Annotated in this window: 18 protein-coding genes; 11 read left to right on the forward strand and 7 right to left on the reverse strand. The window is 70.2% G+C overall.

Translation table 11 applies throughout. The annotated features are described in order from the left end of the window. The first annotated feature begins 97 nt into the window (after positions 1-97). Positions 98-853: a ribonuclease PH gene (gene rph / locus AB0H93_RS28335; protein ID WP_358576377.1), complete on the forward strand. Its 756-nt coding sequence runs from the start codon at positions 98-100 to the stop codon at positions 851-853. Next, positions 850-1,455: an RdgB/HAM1 family non-canonical purine NTP pyrophosphatase gene (rdgB, locus tag AB0H93_RS28340; protein WP_358576378.1), complete on the forward strand. Its 606-nt coding sequence runs from the start codon at positions 850-852 to the stop codon at positions 1,453-1,455. The genes rph and rdgB overlap by 4 nt, the downstream gene beginning before the upstream one ends. 11 nt (positions 1,456-1,466) lie before the next feature. Here the strand turns inward: rdgB and AB0H93_RS28345 are convergent, their stop codons facing one another. Then, positions 1,467-4,655, reverse strand: coding sequence for an NACHT domain-containing protein (locus AB0H93_RS28345; RefSeq protein WP_358576380.1), 3,189 nt, complete (start codon positions 4,653-4,655; stop codon positions 1,467-1,469). A gap of 342 nt (positions 4,656-4,997) precedes the next feature. On the opposite strand from AB0H93_RS28345, the gene AB0H93_RS28350 reads away from it, so the two are divergent. Further along, entirely contained in the window at positions 4,998-6,119 is a 1,122-nt protein-coding gene (locus AB0H93_RS28350) for an Ig-like domain-containing protein (protein WP_358576382.1), read from the forward strand. Between the two features lie 25 nt (positions 6,120-6,144). Next, positions 6,145-6,843, forward strand: a complete 699-nt coding sequence (locus AB0H93_RS28355; RefSeq protein WP_358576384.1) for an MOSC N-terminal beta barrel domain-containing protein — start codon at positions 6,145-6,147, stop codon at positions 6,841-6,843. Positions 6,844-6,885: 42 nt separating this feature from the next. On the opposite strand, the gene AB0H93_RS28360 is transcribed toward AB0H93_RS28355, so the two are convergent. Further along, positions 6,886-8,313 (reverse strand): carotenoid oxygenase family protein, encoded by a 1,428-nt coding sequence (locus AB0H93_RS28360; protein WP_358576386.1) that lies wholly within the window; start codon positions 8,311-8,313, stop codon positions 6,886-6,888. Positions 8,314-8,466: 153 nt separating this feature from the next. Here AB0H93_RS28360 and AB0H93_RS28365 point away from each other — a divergent pair, with 153 nt between their 5' ends. Further along, the gene (locus AB0H93_RS28365) at positions 8,467-9,225 is read left to right on the forward strand and encodes a sulfite exporter TauE/SafE family protein (RefSeq protein WP_358576388.1); all 759 of its coding nucleotides are present in this window, start codon (positions 8,467-8,469) and stop codon (positions 9,223-9,225) included. 261 nt (positions 9,226-9,486) lie between these two features. Here the strand turns inward: AB0H93_RS28365 and bcp are convergent, their stop codons facing one another. After that, positions 9,487-9,960, reverse strand: a complete 474-nt coding sequence (gene bcp / locus AB0H93_RS28370) for a thioredoxin-dependent thiol peroxidase (RefSeq protein WP_358576390.1) — start codon at positions 9,958-9,960, stop codon at positions 9,487-9,489. A 53-nt stretch (positions 9,961-10,013) separates the two neighbouring features. Beyond that, a complete protein-coding gene (locus tag AB0H93_RS28375) occupies positions 10,014-10,181 on the reverse strand; it encodes a hypothetical protein (protein ID WP_358576392.1) in 168 nt (55 codons plus the stop codon). 184 nt (positions 10,182-10,365) lie between these two features. Here AB0H93_RS28375 and AB0H93_RS28380 point away from each other — a divergent pair, with 184 nt between their 5' ends. From AB0H93_RS28380 to AB0H93_RS28390, 3 genes are all read left to right on the forward strand, one after another. Further along, positions 10,366-12,099 (forward strand): pyruvate dehydrogenase, encoded by a 1,734-nt coding sequence (locus AB0H93_RS28380; RefSeq protein WP_358576394.1) that lies wholly within the window; start codon positions 10,366-10,368, stop codon positions 12,097-12,099. 228 nt (positions 12,100-12,327) lie between these two features. Then, positions 12,328-13,176, forward strand: a complete 849-nt coding sequence (locus AB0H93_RS28385; RefSeq protein ID WP_358576396.1) for a helix-turn-helix transcriptional regulator — start codon at positions 12,328-12,330, stop codon at positions 13,174-13,176. Next, complete coding sequence (locus AB0H93_RS28390) at positions 13,177-13,368, forward strand: DUF397 domain-containing protein (RefSeq protein ID WP_132482528.1); 192 nt, start codon at positions 13,177-13,179, stop codon at positions 13,366-13,368. Positions 13,369-13,431: 63 nt separating this feature from the next. Here AB0H93_RS28390 and AB0H93_RS28395 read toward each other — a convergent pair whose 3' ends face one another. The 3 genes from AB0H93_RS28395 to AB0H93_RS28405 form a co-directional block, all read right to left on the reverse strand. Next, complete coding sequence (locus AB0H93_RS28395; RefSeq protein WP_358576398.1) at positions 13,432-14,994, reverse strand: PH domain-containing protein; 1,563 nt, start codon at positions 14,992-14,994, stop codon at positions 13,432-13,434. Then, positions 14,991-15,506, reverse strand: a complete 516-nt coding sequence (locus tag AB0H93_RS28400; RefSeq protein WP_358576400.1) for a PH domain-containing protein — start codon at positions 15,504-15,506, stop codon at positions 14,991-14,993. The genes AB0H93_RS28395 and AB0H93_RS28400 overlap by 4 nt, the downstream gene beginning before the upstream one ends. Before the next feature lie 125 nt (positions 15,507-15,631). Continuing rightward, positions 15,632-17,104 carry a glycosyltransferase family 39 protein gene (locus tag AB0H93_RS28405; RefSeq protein ID WP_358576402.1) on the reverse strand — a complete coding sequence of 491 codons (1,473 nt, stop codon included), beginning with the start codon at positions 17,102-17,104 and terminating at the stop codon, positions 15,632-15,634. A gap of 196 nt (positions 17,105-17,300) precedes the next feature. On the opposite strand from AB0H93_RS28405, the gene AB0H93_RS28410 reads away from it, so the two are divergent. The 3 genes from AB0H93_RS28410 (at position 17,301) to AB0H93_RS28420 (ending at position 20,645) form a co-directional block, all read left to right on the forward strand. Then, entirely contained in the window at positions 17,301-18,563 is a 1,263-nt protein-coding gene (locus AB0H93_RS28410; RefSeq protein WP_358576404.1) for a histidine kinase, read from the forward strand. After that, complete coding sequence (locus AB0H93_RS28415) at positions 18,556-19,215, forward strand: response regulator transcription factor (RefSeq protein ID WP_132482538.1); 660 nt, start codon at positions 18,556-18,558, stop codon at positions 19,213-19,215. Before AB0H93_RS28410 ends, AB0H93_RS28415 begins: the two co-directional genes overlap by 8 nt. Positions 19,216-19,856: 641 nt before the next feature. Beyond that, positions 19,857-20,645, forward strand: a complete 789-nt coding sequence (locus AB0H93_RS28420; protein WP_358576406.1) for a serine protease — start codon at positions 19,857-19,859, stop codon at positions 20,643-20,645. Positions 20,646-20,673 lie beyond the last annotated feature (28 nt).

The raw sequence follows: 20,673 nt of genomic DNA on the forward strand, positions 1-20,673 counted from the left end.
ACCGCCACCCCGTGCCGGCGCGGCGCGCCCGGTTCGTCCGGCCGGGTGCCAGGGGTGGTCGGCGGGTCCGCTGACGGGCGGGCTTAGGGTTGGGGGCGTGGCACGAGCGGATGGGCGGAGCGACGACCAGCTCCGAGAGGTGCGGATCACGCGCGGATACCAGGACTGGCCGGCCGGTTCGGTGCTGGTGGAGTTCGGCAAGACCCGGGTGTTGTGCGCGGCCAGCGTCCAGGAGGGCGTCCCGCGCTGGCGGACCGGCTCCGGGCTCGGCTGGGTGACCGCCGAGTACGCGATGCTGCCGTCGTCGACGAACACCCGCAGCGCCCGCGAGTCGGTGAAGGGCCGCATCGGCGGCCGCACGCACGAGATCAGCCGGCTGATCGGCCGCTCGCTGCGGGCCTGCATCGACCTGGCGGCGCTCGGCGAGAACACCATCACGCTGGACTGCGACGTGATCCAGGCCGACGGCGGCACCCGCACCGCCGCGATCACCGGTGCCTACGTGGCGCTGGCCGACGCGGTGACGTGGCTGGGCGCGGCCGGTCGCCTGTCCGACCCGAAGCCGCTGTCCTGCTCGGTCGCGGCGGTGAGCGTCGGCGTGGTGGACGGCCGGGTGCGGCTGGACCTGCCCTACGAGGAGGACTCCCGCGCCGAGGTGGACATGAACGTGGTGGCCACCGACCACGGCACCCTGGTGGAGGTGCAGGGCACCGGCGAGGGCGCCACCTACACGCGGTCCACGATGGACAAGATGATCGACTTCGCGCTGGACGGCTGCGCCAAGCTGGCCGAGCTCCAGTCGGCGGCGCTGGCCGAGCCCTACCCGGGCGAGCTCCCGGGGAGCGCGGCATGACGCGAGTGCTGCTGGCCACCCGGAACCAGAAGAAGCTGGTGGAACTGCGCCGGATCCTCGCCGCCGAGGGCGTGACCGGCGTGGAGGTCATCGGCCTGGCCGATGTCCCGGAGTTCCCGGAGGCGCCGGAGACGGGCGCGACGTTCGAGGAGAACGCGGTGGCCAAGGCCGCGGACGCGGCGAAGGTCACCGGCCTGCCGGCGATCGCGGACGATTCGGGCATCGCGGTCGACGCGCTCAACGGGATGCCGGGGGTCCTGTCGGCCCGCTGGTCGGGCGAGCACGGTGACGACCAGGCGAACCTGGACCTCCTGCTGGGCCAGCTCGCGGACGTACCGGACGAGCGCCGCGGGGCGGCGTTCGTGTCGGCGTCGGCGCTGGTGCTGCCGGACGGCGCGGAAACCGTGGTGCGCGGCGAGTGGCGGGGCACGGTGATCCGGGAAGAGCGCGGGGCCAACGGCTTCGGCTACGACCCGATCTTCGTCCCGGAGGGCGAAACCCGGACCAGCGCAGAACTCTCCCCGGAGGAGAAGGACGCGGACTCGCACCGAGGCCGGGCACTGCGACTCCTCCTCCCGGCCCTCCGCGAACTCGCGGGCTAGCGAGCGCGCGGTCAGACCCGGCGGACGGTGCCGGGTCGCAACAGCGGGATGCCCTTCACCCGGTCCTTCGCGCCCACGATCACCCGGATGTCGCGTCCGGCCATCGGCGACAGGTCGAGGCCGGGGCGGGTGCCGCGGAGGTGCACGGTGCGCAGGCGCGGCATCCGCCGCAACGCCTCCACACTGGTCAACGACGGGCAGTCGATGATCTCCAGGCGCCGGAGGTCCGGCAGTGCGCCCAGCGCCGCGAGGTCGGTGATCCAGCACCTGTTGAACAGGACCCGCCGCAGCTCGGGGAACGACTCGTAGGTGCGGTCGAAGACGTCTGCGGTCACGCAGTCGTGGATGTGCAGCTCCCGCAGGCGGGGCAGCGCGGTCAGGTCCGACAGGAAGCCGATCTTGCGCGGGTTCTGCAGGCTGAGCACCTCCAGGTCGGCGCTGTTGGTGATGGGTGCGTAGTCGGTCACCCCCTGCAGTTCGAACAGCCACAGCTCCCGCAGCCGTGGCAGGTTGTCCAGGAAGTCCAGCCGGTCCGGGCCGGGGCGCTGCGCGAAGAAGAGGTGCCGGAGCCCGGGTAGTTCGCGCAGGACGTCGTGATCGGTCCAGCTCGTCGAGTTGCTCAGCAGCAGGTAGGTCAGCTCCGGGTGGTCGCGCAGCGGGCGCAGCGACACCGGGGCGCGGCTGTAGGCGTTGATCGCGGAGATCGGCATGTCGCGCGGGAGGAAGTCCAGGTCGCCGATCTCCTCCCGGATCCGCAGCGAAACCCGTTGCAGAGCAGCGACTTTCGCCAGTTGCGGCAGTTGGTCCAGGCTGCGCACCACGAGGTGGCCGCCGTTCAGCGGGGCGTGCGCGAGCACCCGCTCGGCGAACACCTGCGGCTCGAACAGCTCCCATGCCGCCGCGATCTCGTCCTGCACCTCGCCGCGCGGATCCACCGCGTACTCGGCGAGCCGCTCCAGCGCCGCCGGGCCGTTGATCAGCGCAGCCGTTCGCACGCACGCCACCGCCTGCGCCGCGGACAGCTCGCCGGTGCGTTCGGGCAGGTAGCTCAGCAGGGCCTCGCCCACGGTCGCCAGGGACTGGCTCTCCCGGGTGTTGCGCGGCGGGACCAGGCTGCCGATCGCGGCCTCCAAGCGGTCCACCATGGACACCGGCAGGTCGTCGACGGATTCCTGGCAGGTGGCGATCAGCAGCAGCAGGCGGCGGCGCTGCTTCACGTTCGACTGCTCGGCGCGGTCGAGCAGGCCGGTCAGCAGGTCCGCGCGACGTGGCCGCGTCAGCAGGCCCGCCGCCATGATCACGGTCTCCCGCCACTGGTCGGAGTGCGCGTTGTCCACCAGCAGCGGGACGTGCTCCTCCGCGGCGATCTCGCGCGCGGCGAGGAATTCCTGGAAGGTCCGGTGCACGAAGTCGATGCGGTCTTCGGCGGGTTCGCGGACGACCCCGCTGCGCTCCACCAGGTAGTCCAGGCAGTCCTCGGCCCGGCAGGTCACCCCGGGCATGGTCGGCAGCTTCCGCTCGATGCGGCGCAAGGCGTTGTCGCGGTCGATCTCCGCGCGGCCGTTGAGGTTCAGCCAGAACGCCAGGTCCTGCAGCAGCACCAGCTTCTGCGCGTAGGTCAGGTCGATCTCGTGCCGGATTCCGCGCAGGGATTCCCGCCGGACCAGCAGCATCTCCAGCGCCGCCTCGTAGAGGTTCTTGCGATCGCGCGGCAGGTCGCCGCCGCGATCGAGGTTCAACGCGCACAACATCGCGCACAGCAGCGGGCTGCGTGCCAGGTTGCGCAGGTGCGGGCGGGCGTCGAGCTTCGCGATCAGGCCGCGCTGGTGGGCCCGGACCTCGGCCCGGTCGAACGGCAGCGCATCGACCTCGGAGTCGAGCAGGGCCTGGTGCCAGCGCCGCAGGAACTCGTGGACGTCGGAGGCGGTCATGTGCTCCAGATCGACCGCGGTGAAACCTTCGGCGCGCAGCCACGTGGTGCTCGCCGCGGCCGGTCGCGCGGTCACCACGACGGCGGTGCCCGGGTAGCTCTGCAGCACGTTGCCGAGCCAGTCGCGGACCCGGCCGCGCTCGTCCTCGACGAGCTCGTCCACGCCGTCGGCCAGCAGCAGCACCTCACCGGCGATCAGCCGCCGGTGCACCCAGCCGGTCGGGACCGGCCCGACCAGCGGGCTCCGCGGCTCGGACAGGAACTCCTCCGGGTGCGGCAGCGGGCGGTCGGCGTAGCTGCGGAGCTTGATCAGCACCGGCACGCGGCCGTTCCACTTCTGCAGCGCGCCGGTGAAGCCGTTGCGCGCGGCCTGCACCGCGATCCAGCGCAGCAGCGTGCTCTTGCCCGAACCGGCCTCCCCGCGCACCAGCGTGAGTTCGGCCCTGCTCAGCGCGGCTTCGACCCGCATCGACTCGTTGCGGTGCTTCTGCTGCGCGGACCACGGGTCGTTGCGGTGCCGTCCCTCGTCGACGCTGAGGCTGAGGTAGGCCACGGAAAGCCGGGTCTTGGGGCGGAAGTTGCGGATGCTGACGCCGATCAGCTCCAGGTCGTCGTTGTGCTTGGCGACGAGGTCGAGGTAGCGGGCGCGGAACTGCTCGTCGTGGTCGGCCCCGGCCGGTGCGTCCAGGCTGGTGACCGGTAATCGTTCCAGGATCCGGTCGATGCCGGACAGGACGGCGGATGCGCGACGGAGGGTCTCCTCGGCCAGGCGCGAGTCGTATTCGGGCAGCTCGCGGACCAGGTGCACCAGTTGCACGCAGCTCTGGTCCAGGGCGCGATCGAACAGCGCCTGCGCGCCCGCACCGAGCCCGGCCCGGGTGGTTGCGTCGGCCACCTGGTCGCGGACGCGCTTGGCGAGCGAGATCGGGTGCAGGTCCGCGCCGAGGAGCACGGCGTCGGAGAGGTCCGCGGCCGCGAGGGCGTCCACGACCGCGTCGAGGGCGGCGAGGCGCTCGTTCTCCGCCAGATCGGCGAATTCCCTCGCGCACAGCTCTTCCAGCTGTTCCCCGGCGAGCTCGCCGACCTCTTCGAGCTTGCGGCGAAGTGCGCGACGATCCCGTTCGCGGAGCTCGCCGAAGCGCTGTGCGATCAGGTCGGTGAGCTCCGCGCCTCGGCGGTTCTCCGTCTTCCTCCTGGTCAACCAGGCAGTGGCGACGTGCTTGACGACGGTTCCGCCGACGCGCAGGAAGGCCGTTTCGAGTCCGGACACGCCAACCCCCTCAGGCAGACTCCACTGCCGATCTTCGCGGGAATCGGCGGTTTCGGACAAATCCGCTGGTCAACTGTGGTGGCCGGTGGCGCGGGCAGGGCTCGCAGCGTGACGGGCGGTTGTCGTGGCGGGACCCTCCGCATCCGGATTCGGGGCAATTCCATTTAATTCGGATTTAGTGCGCCGATGCGACATCTCGTTGTTCTTGATCTGTTTCGCCGCATATTTCCGCGGCATTGGGGGAGTCGGATTTCTGAGTAGGGTGGGGTAATGAGCCGAGGTGTTCGACGGCGGGAATTCGTCCGTTTTCGGGTTTGTGTTGCTGGTGTTGTTCTCGGGGCATTGGTCGGGATCGCCGGCTGCTCTCCGGGCGGCGGTGGGCAGGATGCCGCGCCGCATCCGAAGCCCGCGCCGGTCGTCGACATCACGGCCGCCGGGGGCGACCAGGTGAACCCGACCACGCCGATCGACGTGCGGGTTCAGAACGGCAAGCTCACCGCCGTCACCGTGACCAATCCCGACGGCAAGCAGGTCGCCGGGCAGATGGCCGACGGTCAGACGGGCTGGCGCACCACCGAGGTGCTCGCCTACGACAAGGTCTACGACGTGGCCGCCACGGTCGTCGACGGCGACGGGAAGAGCACCACGGAGCACAAGACGATCCACACGCTCGCTCCCAAGGCGCAGGCCTACCCGAGCGTGGTCCCGGCGCCCTCCACCCACGACGTGGGCGTCGGGCAGCCCATCGTCGTCCGGTTCGACCACGCCATCACCGACCGCGCCGCCGCGGAGAAGGCGCTGCAGATCAGCAGCGCTCCCGACCAGCCCGGGGGCTGGTACTGGATTTCCGACAAGGAAGTGCACTACCGGCCGCAGAACTACTGGCAGCCGGGCACCAAGATGACGTTGAAGATCAACCTCTACGGCGTCGACCTGGGCGGCGGCGTTTACGGGGAGACCGACCGCAGCATCGACTTCGCGGTGCACGATTCCTGGATCGCGAAGGCCGACGGCGGCACCGAGCAGATGCAGATCTTCCACAACGGTCAGCTCGTCAACACGATGCCCATCAGCATGGGCAAGGACATCACTCCAACCCACGTCGGCGCGCACGTCATCTCGGACAAGCACCAGAAGTACACGATGGACTCCTGCACCTACGGCGTGTGCCCGCCCGACCCGAAGGCGTACCGGTCCGACGAGTTCTTCGCCGAACGCATCTCCAACGACGGCGAGTTCGTGCACGAGAACCCGGCCAGCGTCGCGCAGCAGGGCAGCTCCAACGTCTCGCACGGCTGCATCAACCTCGACCAGGCCAACGCGCAGTGGTTCTTCGAGCACTTCGGGCTCGGCGACGTCGTCGAGGTCGCCAACTCCGGCGGCCCGGCGCTGCCGGTGTGGGACACCTACGGCGACTGGGCGTTGTCCTGGGACAAGTGGCAGGCCGGCAGCGCCCTCCACTAGCGGCGGCGTCGGTAGTCTCGTCCGGGTGACGGGAGTGGTCGAGCGGATCTGGCGGTACCCGATCAAGTCCACCGGCGGCGAGCCGCTGCACCGGGTGGACGTCGATGCGCGGGGGCTGCTCGGGGACCGGCTCTTCGCGGTGCGCGACGCCGAGGGCAAGTTCGGGTCGGGGAAGAACACCCGCCGCTTCCGGCGGATGCCCGGCCTGCTGGAGCTGCGTTCCCGCTACCTGGACGACGCCGACGAGCCGGAGCTGCTGGATCCGCACGGCACGGTCGTCGCGGACCCGACGGCCTACCTCCGCGGCTACCTCGGCCGCGACGACGTCGAGGTGGCGCGCGAAGCGGCCGTCTCCCACTTCGACCAGCTCCCGCTGAGCGTCCTGACCACCGCCACCCTCGACTGGGTGCGCTCGGTAGTTCCGGGCGTGCCGGTCGACGAGCGGCGCTTCCGGCCGAACCTCCTGGTTCGCACGCCGCCGGGCACCCCGCCCTTCGCGGAGGACGAGTGGTTCGGGAGCAAGGCGCGGATCGGCGGCCTGTGCGTCGAGTTCGTGCGATCCAGCGAGCGGTGCGCGATGGTCAACGAAGCCCAGCGGGACCTGCCGCACTCGGCGCAGGTGCTGCGGGCCATCGCCAAGGCGCACGACACCCGCCTGGACGCACTGGCGACGGTCGAGACCCCGGGACCGGTGCAGGTCGGAGACGCCGTCGTGCTTCTCTAGCGCCTGCCGCGAAAGCAACCGCTGCCGTTGCAGCTGTTCGGGTCAGTCGCCTGTCGGGACCCAGTTGCCGTGGAAGCCGTTGGGAACCCGGTCCGGGAGCTGGACCTCGGCCACCGTCTCCAGGGTTTCCGCGTCCAGCAGGAGCAGATCGCTGCGCTCCTCCGCCGCCGAAAAGCGCAGGCCCATCAGGACTCCGTCGTCCTCCGCCGCGTCCGGGGTCCTCGGCTCGAAGACGAACTCGCCGACCTGGCTGCCCTCGCCGAAGCTGCGGGTTTCCGTCTTCCCAGTCGTCATGTCGTGCTTGAACAGGGTGTCGTCGCCGACCGCGTAGCCGTAGCGGTGGCGCTTGCCGACCAGCCGCTCGTCCACGCGCGGGAACTCCTGCAGGCGGTCGTCGAGGCGCTCCTCCCGGACCCGCCCGGACTTGAAGTCCACCGTCCAGCGGTCCAGCGTCGGGGCTCCTTCGGACGGGCCGTGCAGGTCCGCGTCGAAGACCTTCGCGTGCCGCACGATCTCCAGCACGAGGCCGGTTCCGGTCTCGTAGGCGTTCAGCGGGTGGAAGACGTAGCACGGCTCGACGTCGAACCAGCGGACGTCGCGCGCACCGCCGGCGCGCGGCATCACGCCGATCCGAGCCGGGTAGCGCGGGTTCCAGCGGTACGGGAACGACTGGTTCGCCGGGGTGAAGCGCGCCATCCGCGCCGTGATCGGGTCCGGCACCCGGACCCGGCCGATCAGCGCGGACACCACCAGCTGGGCCGGGCGGCGCAGCCACGTCGGAACGGCGCCCTCGACCGCCTGGCGCGCGTCGAAGCTCACCGGCAGGTCGTAGAACACCACGTGGTTCTCGGTCAGCGAGAAGTCGTGCATCATCGGGCTGCCGGACACGGCCACGTCGACCGTGCGACGGGCGCGCCCGTCCGCCCCGATCACCGAGTACTGCACCGTGTTGCCGCGGCCGAAGAAGTACGACACCGCGTGCAGTTCGCCGGTTTCCGGATCGCGCTTGGGGTGCGCGGTGTAGCCGCCCGGCAGCGTGCCGTCGAAGTCGCACGGGCCGACGGTGTCCAGCTCGTCGGTCAGCTCGTAGTTCGTCGCCCCGCCCTCGACCAGGGCGAGCGTGCGCCCGGCGTGGCCGATGATGTTGGTGTTCGCGCCGAGGACGTCGAGGCCGGCGCGGGGGTTGCGCGGGCGCGGCGGTTCGCCGAGCGCCTGAGTGGCGGCGGGGGAGCGGACCCAGCGGTTTCGGTACCACTCGGCCTTCCCGTCGCGGAGCCGGATGCCGTGCACCATCCCGTCGCCCATGAACCAGTTGTAGGTGTCCGGGTCGATCTCGGAGATCGGGTTGGGGCCGTTGCGCAGGTAGCGGCCGTCGAGGTGGTCGGGGATCTCGCCGATGACGGGCAGGTCGGTGCAGGTGCGCTCCTGCCGGATCGGTGCGTAGTTGCCCTGCGTGAACGGGTTGTCCATGGGGAACACCCTCCTGCGAGGTTGTATAACGCCGTTATGGAACGATAACGGTGTTACTGAAGGGAGACAACGGCCGATCGGGGCCGGATCGCGGTGTGATGCCGCTCGCCCCGGTGTGAACTTGAGTCGTTCCAGAAGCTAACTTCAGCAGTCGTGTTCACGGATTGGCTCGAACTGGCGCTGCTCGTCGTCGTCGGCTTCCTGTCCGGCGCGATCAACGCCGTGGCCGGCGGCGGATCCCTGCTGGTCTTCCCGGCCCTGCTGGCGACCGGGATGTCGCCGCTGGTGGCCAACGTGACCAACTCGGTGGCGCAGGGGCCTGGGTTCGTCGGGGCCGCGATCAGCCAGCGCAAGGACCTCACCGGCACGCCGCGGCGGGTGTGGCTGACCACGGTGGCCGCGGCCGTCGGGTCGGCGCTGGGCTGCGCGCTGCTGATGGTCCTGCCGGGCAAGGTGTTCGACGCCGTAGTGCCCGCGCTGGTGGGGCTGTCCGCCGTGCTGATGGCGTTCCAGAACACTATCCGCAAGTGGCTGGGCACGCCCGGTGAGGACGCCCCGGACCGCACCGTGCTGCTGACGGTGGGAATCTTCCTGGCCTCGATCTACGGCGGCTACTTCGGCGGCGCGCGCAGCGTCATCCTGATCGCGATCCTGGTGCTGGCCGCCACCGACACCATGCGGCGGCTCAACGCGCTGAAGAGCTGGCTGGGGATGATCGGCAGCGCCGTGACGCTGGTCGTCTACGCGCTGATCGCGCCGGTGGACTGGATCGCGGTGCTGATGCTGGTGCCCACCACGGTGCTCGGCGGCTTCATCGGCGGGAAGCTGGCCCAGAAGCTGCCGTCGAACCTGCTGCGCTACCTGGTGGTGGTGATCGCCGCCGGAGTGGCGATCTACATGGCCCTCGACTGACGGGCGAGCTTCCCGATCCCAGGCGGGATCGGAACCCGCCGACCGGGGCGAGTTCAGTCCGAGGTGCGCGGGCGCGAGGCAGATCCGGCCGATTTCAGGCAAAATCGGAGCCCCACTCGGGGCGCATTGGCCGGGGGACTTTCCCGAATTCAGGCAAAATCGAAGCCTCGCCGACCGAGGGCGAGGCCGTCTTCGCAGCGGGGCGGTCTGCCCGGTTCCGGGCCGAATCGGAGGGCACCGGCCGGGTCGGTGCCCAACGGATCAGACCCCGAGGTCCTTGCGGAGCCGGTCCACGTGGCCCGTCGCCTTCACGTTGTACAGCGCCTTGGCGATCTTGCCCTCCGGGTCCACCACGAAGGTCGACCGGATCACGCCCTGCACCGTCTTGCCGTAGTTCTGCTTCTCGCCGAACGCGCCCCACGTCGTCATCACGGACTTGTCCGCGTCCGACAGCAGCGGGAAGGTCAGGCCCTCCTCGTCGCGGAACTTCGCCAGCTTCGCCGGCTGGTCCGGGGAGACCCCGAGGACGTCGAAGCCCGCGTCGTTGAGCACCGCCAGGCTGTCCCGGAAGTCGCAGGCCTCCTTGGTGCAGCCGGGCGTGCTCGCCGCCGGGTAGAAGTAGACCACCACGGACCGGCCGCGGTAGTCGCCCAGGGACACGGTGTTGCCGTCGGCGTCCTGCAGCGCGAATTCGGGTGCCTTGTCGCCGGTCGAGAGTCGATTCTGTTCGCTCATGCTCCCGACGCTATCCGATGCGCCCGACCGGCTCGTGGCCGGTGAAGCGACCGTCACTCGCGGACGAGCTCGCCGGTCGCCGGGGTCAGCTGCGAGACCTGGGTGATCTGCGGCCCGGCCGGCGCCTGATCCGCTGTCGCGATGAATCCGCCGACGAGCAGTCCGGCGACCGCAGAGGCGGTCAGGGCCAGCGCGCAGGTGGTGTACAGGCGGATGGACACCGCGATTTCCTTCCGGTGGCAGGGGATTCCGACGATGGAACGTCGACGTGATGCTGATCGACTTCGCCGCCCGGTTCGTTACCGATGTCCCCCGTACGGGTTATCGGCGGTTTCGAGTTGCAGGTCGCGACCACCCCGCGTAGACGGGTGGGTGGCCCGCCCCATCGACCGCCGGAGGATCACCATGCCCACCGTCGCCGACCAGTTCATCGAAGTGCTCGTGCAAGCCGGCGTCCGCCGGATCTACGGCATCGTCGGGGACAGCCTCAACCCGGTGGTCGACGCGGTCCGCCGCACCGACGGCATCGAGTGGGTGCACGTGCGCCACGAGGAGGCCGCGGCGTTCGCGGCCGGTGCCGAGGCGCAGCTGACCGGGCGGCTGGCGGTGTGCGCGGGCAGCTGCGGGCCGGGCAACCTGCACCTGATCAACGGCCTGTTCGACGCGCACCGCAGCGGGGCGCCGGTGCTGGCGCTCGCCTCGCACATCCCGTCCGAGCAGATCGGGACCGGGTTCTTCCAGGAAACCCATCCCGAGGAGCTGTTCAACGAGTGCAGCCACTTCTGCGAGCTGCTCTCGCAGCCCGAGCAGATGCCGCGCCTGCTGCGCACCGCGATCCAGACCGCGTCCGGCCGGCGCGGCGTCTCGGTGCTGGTGCTGCCGGGCGACGTCGCGCAGAAGCCGGTCGCCCGGCCCACCGGCCAGGGCATCGTCGAGTGCGAGCCGCCCGTCGTGGTGCCGTCGGAGGACCAGGTGGCCGCGCTCGCGGAGAAGCTGAACGCCGCCCAGCGGCCGATGTTGTTCTGCGGTTCGGGGACTCGCGGCGCGCACCGGGAGGTCATGGAACTCGCCGGGCGGCTGAACGCGCCGGTCGGGCATGCGCTGCGGGGCAAGGAATGGATCCAGTACGACAACCCCTTCGACGTCGGGATGAGCGGGCTGCTCGGCTACGGCGCCTGCTACGACGCGATGCACCGCGCGGACCTGGTCGTGCTGCTGGGCACCGACTTCCCGTACGACAACTTCCTGCCGCAGGCCAACACCGTGCAGGTGGACATCGAACCCGCGCACCTGGGGCGGCGCACGGTCCTGGACCTGGCCGTGCACGGCGACGTCGGGGAGACCATCCGCGCCGTGCTGCCGCGCGTTTCGCAGAAGGCGGACCGGTCCTTCCTGGACCGGATGCTGCGCGAGCACGCAGGCCAGCTGGAGCGCGTCGTCGACGCCTACACGCGGAACGTCGAGACGCAGGTGCCGATCCACCCGGAGTACGTCGCCGACGTCCTCGACGACCTCGCCGCCGACGACGCCGTGTTCACAGTGGACACCGGGATGTGCAACGTGTGGGCGGCCCGCTACATCACGCCGAACGGCCGGCGGCGGGTGCTCGGCTCCTTCGTGCACGGTTCGATGGCCAACGCGCTGCCGCAGGCCATCGGGGCGCAGATCGCCGATCCGGGGCGCCAGGTGATCTCGATGTCCGGCGATGGCGGGCTTTCCATGCTGCTCGGCGACCTGCTGACGCTGCGCACCCACCGGTTGCCGGTGAAGGTCGTGGTCTTCAACAACTCCTCGCTGGGCATGGTGAAGTTGGAGATGCTGGTCGACGGGCTGCCCGACTTCGGCACCGACCACGACCACGTCGACTTCGCCGCGCTGGCCGCGGCCGCCGGCATGTACTCGGTGCGGGTGGAGAAGCCCGGCGAGGTGCGCGACGCACTGGCCGACGCGTTGGGCCGACCGGGTCCGGCGCTGGTGGACGTGGTGACCGATCCCAACGCGCTGTCGATCCCGCCGCGCATCACCGGGGACCAGGTGAAGGGGTTCGCGCTCGCAGTCAGCCGCACGGTCCTCTCCGGCGGAGTGGGCAAGATGGTGCAGCTCGCGCGCAGCAACCTGCGCAACGTGCCGCGGCCGTAAGCCCCACCGCTCCGCGGCCGAGCGGCGCCCCGTCCTGCGAGCCAGGGCGGGGCGCCGCCGTGTTCGCGCCGCGCGGATTCGCTTGCCCGCCACGGCAAACATGAGCCCGGCAAGCCGCAATTCGGGTGACGCCCATTCGGCGCAATCCCTGGAATATGCCGGTAACCCTTATGTCGTAAGGGTGATGGGGTGGTGACGCAATGTGGGGTTGCGTGGAGTATGGGGATCATGACAGTCAGTCCCACGGTGCGGCGTCGCCGTCTCGCCGCCGAATTGCGGCGGCTGCGGGCGCAGGCCGAGGTCACCCAGCAGCAGGCCGCCACCCACCTCGGTTGCACGCAGGCGAAGATCGGGCGCTTCGAAACCGCGAAGCGGTCGCCTTCGGTCGGCGATGTCTCGGCATTGCTGGACTTCTACGGGGTGGACGGGGCCGAGCGGGACCAGCTGATCAACCTGGCGCGAGATGCCAGGAAGCGCGGATGGTGGCATTCGTACAGCGATGTCCTGCCGGAGTGGTACGAGACCTATGTGGGGCTCGAAGCCGAAGCTTCGTCAATTGACACGTACGAGTCCGAGGCAATTCCCGGACTGCTCCAAACGCGTGAATACGCCTATGCGCTGACCAAGGCCACGCTCATTCGAGCGGATGATTCGGAAATTACTCGAAGAGTGGATCTCCGAATACAGCGCCAGCAGCGGGTCGTCGGGGCGAACCCGCTGGAGCTGTGGGCGGTCGTCGGGGAAGCGGCGTTGCGCCGCCGCGTCGGTGGCGACGGCGTATTGCGCCGCCAGCTGGAACACGTGCTCAAGCTGGTGGAAATGCCGCACGTGACGCTGCAGGTGATGCCGTTGGACGCGGGTGCCCATCCCGCCCAGGCCGGTCCGTTCGTCATCCTGCGCTACTCGAATAACGTCGATCCGGACGTGGTTTATCTGGAAACACATGTGGGCGGGCTTTACCTCGAAAGGGAGATCGAGCTATCGAACTACGTGATGATGATGGACCATTTACGCGCGCATGCGGTAGACCCTGAGGGTTCCGTGAAACTCCTCCAACAACGCATAGGAGAGCTGTAGATGTCAAGCATCACCGACTGGCGCACCAGCACCCGCACCCAGGGGCAGGGCCAGTGCGTCGAAGTCGGCTTCGGTTCCGACCACGTCGGAGTTCGCGACACCAAGAATCGCGCCGCCGGTCAGCTCACCGTTGCGGTGCAGCGCTGGCACGAGTTCGTGCGCGGCCTGAAGCACGGTTGCTTCGACTCCTGACCAGCAGTGGCTCCGCTCCCGGGGAAGAGCGGAGCCACCATCACCGAACAGGTTCCCGGCAGGTCAGCCCCGTTGCAGGAACGGCGCGAGCAGCCCCGGGACCGCCTCTTCCGCCAGCCGCAGCCCCGTCTCGGTGCTCACGTCGGGCACCTCGTAGACGCTGTTCCCGGCCGCTGTCGTCGCACCGATGGTCAACAGGTCCGAGCGCCGCTGGAACACGGTCCTCCTGATGCGCCAGCCGATGATCCCCTCGCGCTGCAGCGCGACGGTGCGGCGAATCCCGGTACCGGAGCGGGCGATCAGGTAGCGATCGTTGATCGCGTGACCGAGGTTGCGGTAGGCGTCCAGCGCGAAACCGATCGCCACCGCGACCGCGACCACCCCCACGGCCACGGTCGCGGCGACCGGCAACCAGCCGATCACCGCCGCCGCCACGGCCGCCGCGATGAACGGGACGGCCGAAACGAGCGCCCAGGTGATGCGCCGCCGCAGCGCGGCGCGCGGGTGCCGGTGCAGTTCGCCGCCGAAGGGCGATTCCCGTTCCCGCAGGACCTCGGCCGCCACCCGGTGCGTCTCCGCGCGGGGAGCCGGCGGCAGCAGCGTCTTGTTGTCCGGCTGGTGTTCTTCCTGCTTCTGGTTCAGCCCGGTGGCCACGGCGTGCAGCCGCGCACCGCGGGCCCAGCGCAGCAGCAGCGGCTCCGCCAGCTCGACGCCGCGCAGGCGGCGTTCCTCCAGCGAGACCGACCGCGTGGTGAGCAACCCGCGCTTCACCCGCAGCGTGTCGCCCCGTTCCCGGGTCAGCCGGAAGCCCCACCACATCTCCACGGACAGCGCGATGGCGCCGAGCACGCCGACGACCAGGGCGATGGCGGCCCCGACCCCGATGACCAGCCACAGTGACGTCGCCTGCACGGCCTGCCCGAGGCTCTCGAAGACGCCGAACGACTTCAGCAGGTCCTTGAACGACCCGATGCCCGAGGCGATCGCGCCCCAGACGATCAGCATGAACGACAGGGTCAGCGCGGAGAAGCGGAACCACGTGGGGTTGAGGCGGGCGAGCGTGGCCTCGCCGACCTCGGTGCTCACCGCGGTGCCGCCGACTCCGGTGCTCGCCGTGATGCTCGGCATGGTGACCGGCTCGCGGTACGCCACGGTGTCCGAAGTGGACGATCCGCCGAAGAGCAGTTCCTGGCGCAGGGATTCGGCGTGGTGGCGCGAGATCGCGTCGAGCTTGAGCTCGCTGGCGTCGCTGGCCTGGCCGCCGGTGCCGACCTTCACCGTGGTGATGCCGAACAGCCGGTGGCCCGGATCCGCCGTGAGGTCGACGCTGCGGATCCGCTCGCGCGGGATCCAGCGGTGGTTGCGGGTCAGGACGCCGTGGCGCAGCTCGAAGCGCTCGTCGGTGATCCGGTACCAGGTGAGCCACCACTCCGCCGCGCTGAACCCGGCGATCAGCACCGCGACGCCGATCCAGATCAGCGCGGTGACCAGCAGGGTCGCGGGCTCGGCGTCCGACAGGAACATGATCCCCGCGGTCGGCACCAGCGGCGCCAGCACCAGGACCGCGGCGGCCGCGACGGTCTTCGGGTCCAGGCGCCGCCACTGCCCGTCGATGACGCTGCTCATGTGGCATCTCCCGGGGTGGCCTGCGTGGTGGCCGTCAGGTGCTCGACGAGCGACGCCGCGACGTCCTTGTCGAGGCCGGCGATCGTCAGCGGGCCGGCGGCGGACGCCGTGGTGACCGTGACGCTGGACAGCTTGAACAGCTGCTGCAGCGGGCCCCGCACGGTGTCCACCGTCTGAATCCGGGACATCGGCGCGATGCGCCATTCCTGGCTCAGCCAGCCCTCGGCCGTGTAGACGGCGTCCTCGGTCGTTTCCCAGCGGTGCACGCGGTACCGCCATTGCGGCATCACCAGCACGTAGGGCACGCCGAGCACGGCGACCACGACGAGCGAGAGCAGCAGCCAGAACCGCGCGGGCGGGATGAACACCGCCGTGACCGCCAGCGCGATCAGCAGCGGGACGACGAGGACCAGGGCCTGCGTCGTCCACCAGCCGATGGCGCGGCGTTCGACCCGGTTGCGCGGTGGCCGGAGCCGGAGCCCGGCGGAGTTCGTGTTCGTTCGGGCGGCCACTGTCGGCCCCTCTCTGTTTCGCCTTGCTGGGGCCATTCTCGCAGCGTGCATCCCCGCGGTCGGACGGTTCCCGGTTTCCCGGCGCGCCGGGGCCGGGCCGGGAAACCGGTTCGGTGTCGGCCCGTTCACAGCGACTTGAGCTGCGGCCAGATCTCCGCCCAGGTGCCGAGCTTGCCGGTGCAGAGCCAGATCGGGATTTCGCCGAAGCCCACCTGGTGAACGCCGGAGAACTGGGTCCGCAGCGCGGTCGGGTCGCCGACGACGAGCACGGAGTCGGTCTGCTCGGTCGGCGGCGGGAAGTAGCCGTAGCCGCGGTGCGGGCTGTAGACGTTCGGCAGTTCGTGTTGCGCGCTACCGACTTCGACCATCGCGGCGGTGATGTAGCTGTCGGCGACGATCGCGGTGTGCTGCTGCTGTTCCGGCGGTAGCGCGGCATACGCGGCCGCCGACTCGCGGGCCAGCGAATCCGCGGTCGACACCCCGAACATCATGGTCATGGTCGTGGACGCGAACATCATGTAGCCCGCAGCCGCGGCCGACAGCGCGAAGGCCGGCCAAGCCGTCCAGCCGAACCGGGTCCGCCGGGATTCCCGGCGCCGCTGGAACCCCACGACACCGGCGGCGATCGACACGCCGTAAAGCCCGATCAGGTAGTACGGCCGCCCGGCGGTTGCGATGAAGAACGTGTACAGCAGCACGGTGGTGATGCCGAGGAAGCGGTACGACCGCAGCTCGGGCGAGAGCAGCAGCCGCCACAGTCCGAACAGGAACAACGCGGTACCGGCGACACCGGCGAAGAGCACGAGGTTCATGGCGGTGCCGCTGCGGCCACCGGAGAGGACCGGCGACTCGGCCGCGACGATCGCGCCCATCTGGAGCTGCGGCCAGCCGTTGAACGCCTGCCAGAGCACCGTCGGCAGGGCGATCAGCACCGCGATGCCGACGCCGCCCCAGAACATCGGGCGGCGCAGGATGTCCCGCGGGCCGACCAGGAGCACGCTGACCAGCAGCGCCGAGCACAGGATCGCGACCTGGAACTTCATCTGCATGTTGATGCCGAGCAGCACGCCGAACAGCAGCAGCAGTCGGTCGTCCGGACGACCCAGGTCGCGCAGCCGGCCCCAGCGCACCAAGGACCACGTGAGCGCGAGCCACAACAGCGGTTCGAAGGTGTAGGGCGTGACCCAGTGCCCGACCAGCGCGGTCCACAGCCCGGTGGCCCCGGCCGCGCCGGCCAGCGCCTGGGCCCGCCGGTCGCCGCCGAACTCGCGGGCGAGCAGCGCGGTCAGCACGACGATCGCGGCGGTCGCGAGCACCGCGGGCAGCCGCAGCACCGGCATCATCCCCGGGGCGAGCCAGTCCATCGCCGCCGCGATCAGCGGCGCCAGCGGCGGCTGGTCGACGTAGCCCCAGTCCGGGTGGTACTTCCCGGCCGCGAGCATGTAGACCTCGTCGATCCAGTAGCCGCCGAACGGGCTGAAGGCCAGGTGGGCGGCCGCGACGAGGCCAGCGATGGTGAACACCGGACCCTTCGCCAGCGGCGGCAGCTCGGCGCGGGTCGGCGGTGGTTGTTGCGGGCTGAGCAGCTGGGCGCTCATCGGTTCCCCCCAGGTCTCGAATGGACTGTGCGTCCATTGGAACCCGGTTGATCATCTTGCCGACACTGCGCTTCGGAGCGGTTCGGCCGACCGAAAGTTGCGGCTCCGGGAGGCCGGTGCAACTTTCGTCTATCCCTGGCCGTCGCGAGTGGGTTCTTCGCCGATTCCGAACACCCGGTTCACTACCGTGTTCCACGTGAAGCGCCCGTTGTGGCGGCTGTTGTGGAACTCCAAGCGGGAGGCCGCGTTCGACGTGTGCCTCGTGATCGGGTTGCACCTGCTCGGCCGCGTTCTCGAAGCCCTCTACCCGTCGGAGACGCCGCCCGAGGTGTACGACTGGATCGGCGGGCTGTGGGCGAACGACCTGCTGATGACCCTGCTGGACATCACGTTGCTGGCCCGGCGGCGATTCCCGGTGGCCATCATGGCCGTGACCACGGTGCTCTCGCTCGCGCAGGTGCTGCTGATCGAGTTCGGCCCCGGCCCGCTGCTGGCGATCAACCAGCACGACGACCCGTGGGTCCCGGGCCTGACACCGTGGATCGTCTACGCCGTCGCGGCCTACACGGAGGGCCGCACCAAGCGGTTCCTCGCCTGGGACATGGTCGCCATCGTCACCGTGCTCGCGATCCGGCCGTGGGATCCGAACTTCCGGGATCTGTTGGTCGTCTCGGTGCTGTGGACGATCTTCCCGGCCGTCCTGGGGCTCTACATCGGCGCGCGTCGTCGGCTGGTGCAGGCGTTGCGGGAACGCGTCGAGCGGGCCGAGTACGAGCAGGAACTGCTCGCCGAGCAGGCCCGGGCGGACGAGCGGACGCGGCTGGCCACCGAGATGCACGACGTGGTCACGCACCGGGTCAGCCTCATGGTGCTGCAGGCCGGTGCGCTGGGGGTGGCGGCCAAGGACCCGGAGATCAGGCAGGCCGCCGAGGAGCTGCGCACCAGCGGCTGCGAAGCGCTGGAGGAGCTGCGGGATCTCGTCGGCGTGCTGCGGCGCGGCTCCGTCGAGGACGAGGGCCTCCCCGCCTCGGCCCCGCCGACCGAGGTGCCGGACCTGTCGGAGCTGATCGGGCGGTCCGAGGCGGTCGGGGTGCCAGTCGAGTTCACTGTGGACGGTGATCCGGCGATGGTCTCGTCGGCGGTCGGGCGGACCGCCTACCGCGTGGTGCAGGAGGCGCTGACGAACGTCCACAAGCACGCGTTCGGCTCGCGGGTGAGCGTGCACGTGATCTACAGCGACGACCGGCTGCGGCTGGTCATCCGCAACACCGAGCCGCCGGTCCGCGCCGCGGCGGACCTGGCGGGCAGCGGCTCGGGATCCGGCCTGCTCGGGTTGCAGCAGCGGGTGGAGCTGGTCGGCGGGACGTTCCACGCCCGGGCCGGCGGCGACGGTGGCTTCGAGGTGGATGTGATACTCCCTGCGTACGTGCCCACGGGGGAGGCGGTCGGCGATGAGTGATCCGATCCGGGTCGTCGTGGTGGACGACGAGCCGATGGTCTGCGCGCACCTGCGCACCATCCTCGGTTCGGCCGAGGACATCGAGGTCGTCGACGACGCGCAGGACGGCGCGGCGGCCGTCGAGTGCGTGGTGCGGCACCGGCCGCACGTGGTGCTGATGGACCTGCGGATGCCGGGCGTGGACGGGCTGACCGGGATCGAGCGGATCTGCAAGCTGCCCGATCCGCCCGCCGTGGTGGCGCTGACGACCTTCGACGCCGACAAGTACGTGCTGCGCGCGCTGCGGGCCGGGGCGGCGGGGTTCCTGGTCAAGTCGACGCCGCCGGAGGACCTGATCGGGCTGGTGCGGGTCGCCGCCGACGGGCACACCGTGCTCTCCCAGGAGGCGAAGAAGCGGCTGCTCGCGGCGTCGGGGGAGGAGCAGAGCAGCCGGCAGCGGGCGGTGGAGCTGGTGCGCGATCTGACCGACCGCGAGATCGAGGTGCTCACCTGCCTGGGGCAGGGGCTGTCCAACGCGCAGATCGCCGAGCGGCTGTTCCTGTCGGAGGCGACGGTGAAGAGCTACGTGTCGCGGATGCTGGTGAAGCTGTCCTGCGCGAACCGGCTCCAGGCCGGGCTGCTCGCCTACGACGCGGGCCTGGTGCCGAGGTAGCGCTGGGCTCGGTGGTCCACAGTTTCAATTGAAACTGTGGACCACCGTTACGCCGAGAGGTTTAACGATCAACCGATCGGGCTCCCCCGATTGGCTCTGGAATATTCCACCGGAAAAAAGGTAAACCAGACGTGGCACGTTCCGATCGAGGCGGTCGGGGCCTCGGAGCGGGCCAGCCGTCGGTTCGGGGATCGATGGCGACACCGGTCGGAGGGGTCCGGCCGAGGTTGGGGTGTCCCCGGTGCAAATCGGGGTGCACCGGGGACATTTCCATGCGCGCCCGGTCGATTCGCGCTCCCGGCGCCGGAAATGCCGAGTCTTGCGAGGAATTCGCGAACCGTTCGCCTGCCGGCCGGTGGGCGTTCGCGCTCGCCCGTCGGCGGTGCGTGCCGAATCCGCCCTGATGGCAACGAAAAGTAGCCAAGCCGGTTGACGCGCGCCGCCCCTTGATGTAAACCGGTCGGTTTCCGATTGTGGAAAGTGGTTGCGCGGACTGGTTAAAACGGCAAATTCGGAGGCTTTCCCGGTACGTGGGGCGCAGATATCGTTCCGATCAAGTTCGTCGCTGTGCGTAACGGTTCGGCGGAAGGCAGGCCGCCGGGGCGAATTCGCCAGCGACCATCGGGACAAGGAGTGCAACCATGGTCGATGCCCCACGTCGCCTGGCCCGGCTCGCCGGAGTCGCCGCGATGGCCGTCGCCGGTCTGACGACGGCTTCCGTCGCGCAAGCCCAGCCGTCGGACGTCAGCCCGTTCATCGTCGGTGGCGAAGACGCCAACATCGCCGACCACCCGTTCACCGTCGCGCTGGTGACCCCGGACGGTCAGCAGTTCTGCGGCGGCTCGCTGGTCGCCCCGGACAAGGTCCTCACCGCCGCGCACTGCACCGTCGGCTCGCAGCCGACGGACATCAACGTGGTCAGCGGCCGCACCGTGATCAGCTCGGACGAGGGCACCGTCTCGAAGGTGACCAACGTCTGGGTGCACCCCGAGTACCAGGACGCCTCGCAGGGCTTCGACGTCTCGGTCCTCACCCTCGAGGCCCCGGTGCAGGAGGCGCCGATCGAGCTGGCCACGGCCGACGACCCGGGCTACGCGCCGGACAGCCAGGCGACGATCCTGGGCTGGGGCAACACCACCGAGGGCGGCCAGCAGGCCGACAACCTGCAGAAGGCCACCGTGCCGGTGGTCTCGGACGAGACCTGCAGCGGCGCGTACGGCGAGTACAACAAGGACGCCATGGTGTGCGCCGGCGTGCCGGAAGGCGGCGTGGACACCTGCCAGGGCGACTCGGGCGGCCCGATGGTCGTGGACAACAAGCTGATCGGCGTCACGTCGTGGGGCGAGGGCTGCGCCCGCCCGGGCAAGCCGGGCGTGTACGCCCGCGTCGGTGCCTACCACGACGACATCGCGGCGCAGATCGGTTCCTGACCCCGAGCCCGTGAGCGGTGACGGCAGC

This window comes from Saccharopolyspora sp. NPDC050642, from assembly GCF_040654735.1.
GTDB lineage: Bacteria > Actinomycetota > Actinomycetes > Mycobacteriales > Pseudonocardiaceae > Saccharopolyspora > Saccharopolyspora elongata.

Excerpts from the sequence above, each read along its gene's own strand:
- AB0H93_RS28380 (WP_358576394.1), top strand. The coding sequence starts at position 10,366 with ATGCCCACCGTCGCCGACCAGTTCATCGAAGTGCTCGTGCAAGCCGGC.
- rdgB (WP_358576378.1), top strand. The coding sequence starts at position 850 with ATGACGCGAGTGCTGCTGGCCACCCGGAACCAGAAGAAGCTGGTGGAA.
- AB0H93_RS28360 (WP_358576386.1), bottom strand. The coding sequence starts at position 8,313 with ATGGACAACCCGTTCACGCAGGGCAACTACGCACCGATCCGGCAGGAG.
- bcp (WP_358576390.1), bottom strand. The coding sequence starts at position 9,960 with ATGAGCGAACAGAATCGACTCTCGACCGGCGACAAGGCACCCGAATTC.
- AB0H93_RS28420 (WP_358576406.1), top strand. The coding sequence starts at position 19,857 with ATGGTCGATGCCCCACGTCGCCTGGCCCGGCTCGCCGGAGTCGCCGCG.
- AB0H93_RS28395 (WP_358576398.1), bottom strand. The coding sequence starts at position 14,994 with ATGAGCAGCGTCATCGACGGGCAGTGGCGGCGCCTGGACCCGAAGACC.
- AB0H93_RS28415 (WP_132482538.1), top strand. The coding sequence starts at position 18,556 with ATGAGTGATCCGATCCGGGTCGTCGTGGTGGACGACGAGCCGATGGTC.
- AB0H93_RS28385 (WP_358576396.1), top strand. The coding sequence starts at position 12,328 with ATGACAGTCAGTCCCACGGTGCGGCGTCGCCGTCTCGCCGCCGAATTG.
- AB0H93_RS28405 (WP_358576402.1), bottom strand. The coding sequence starts at position 17,104 with ATGAGCGCCCAGCTGCTCAGCCCGCAACAACCACCGCCGACCCGCGCC.
- AB0H93_RS28390 (WP_132482528.1), top strand. The coding sequence starts at position 13,177 with ATGTCAAGCATCACCGACTGGCGCACCAGCACCCGCACCCAGGGGCAG.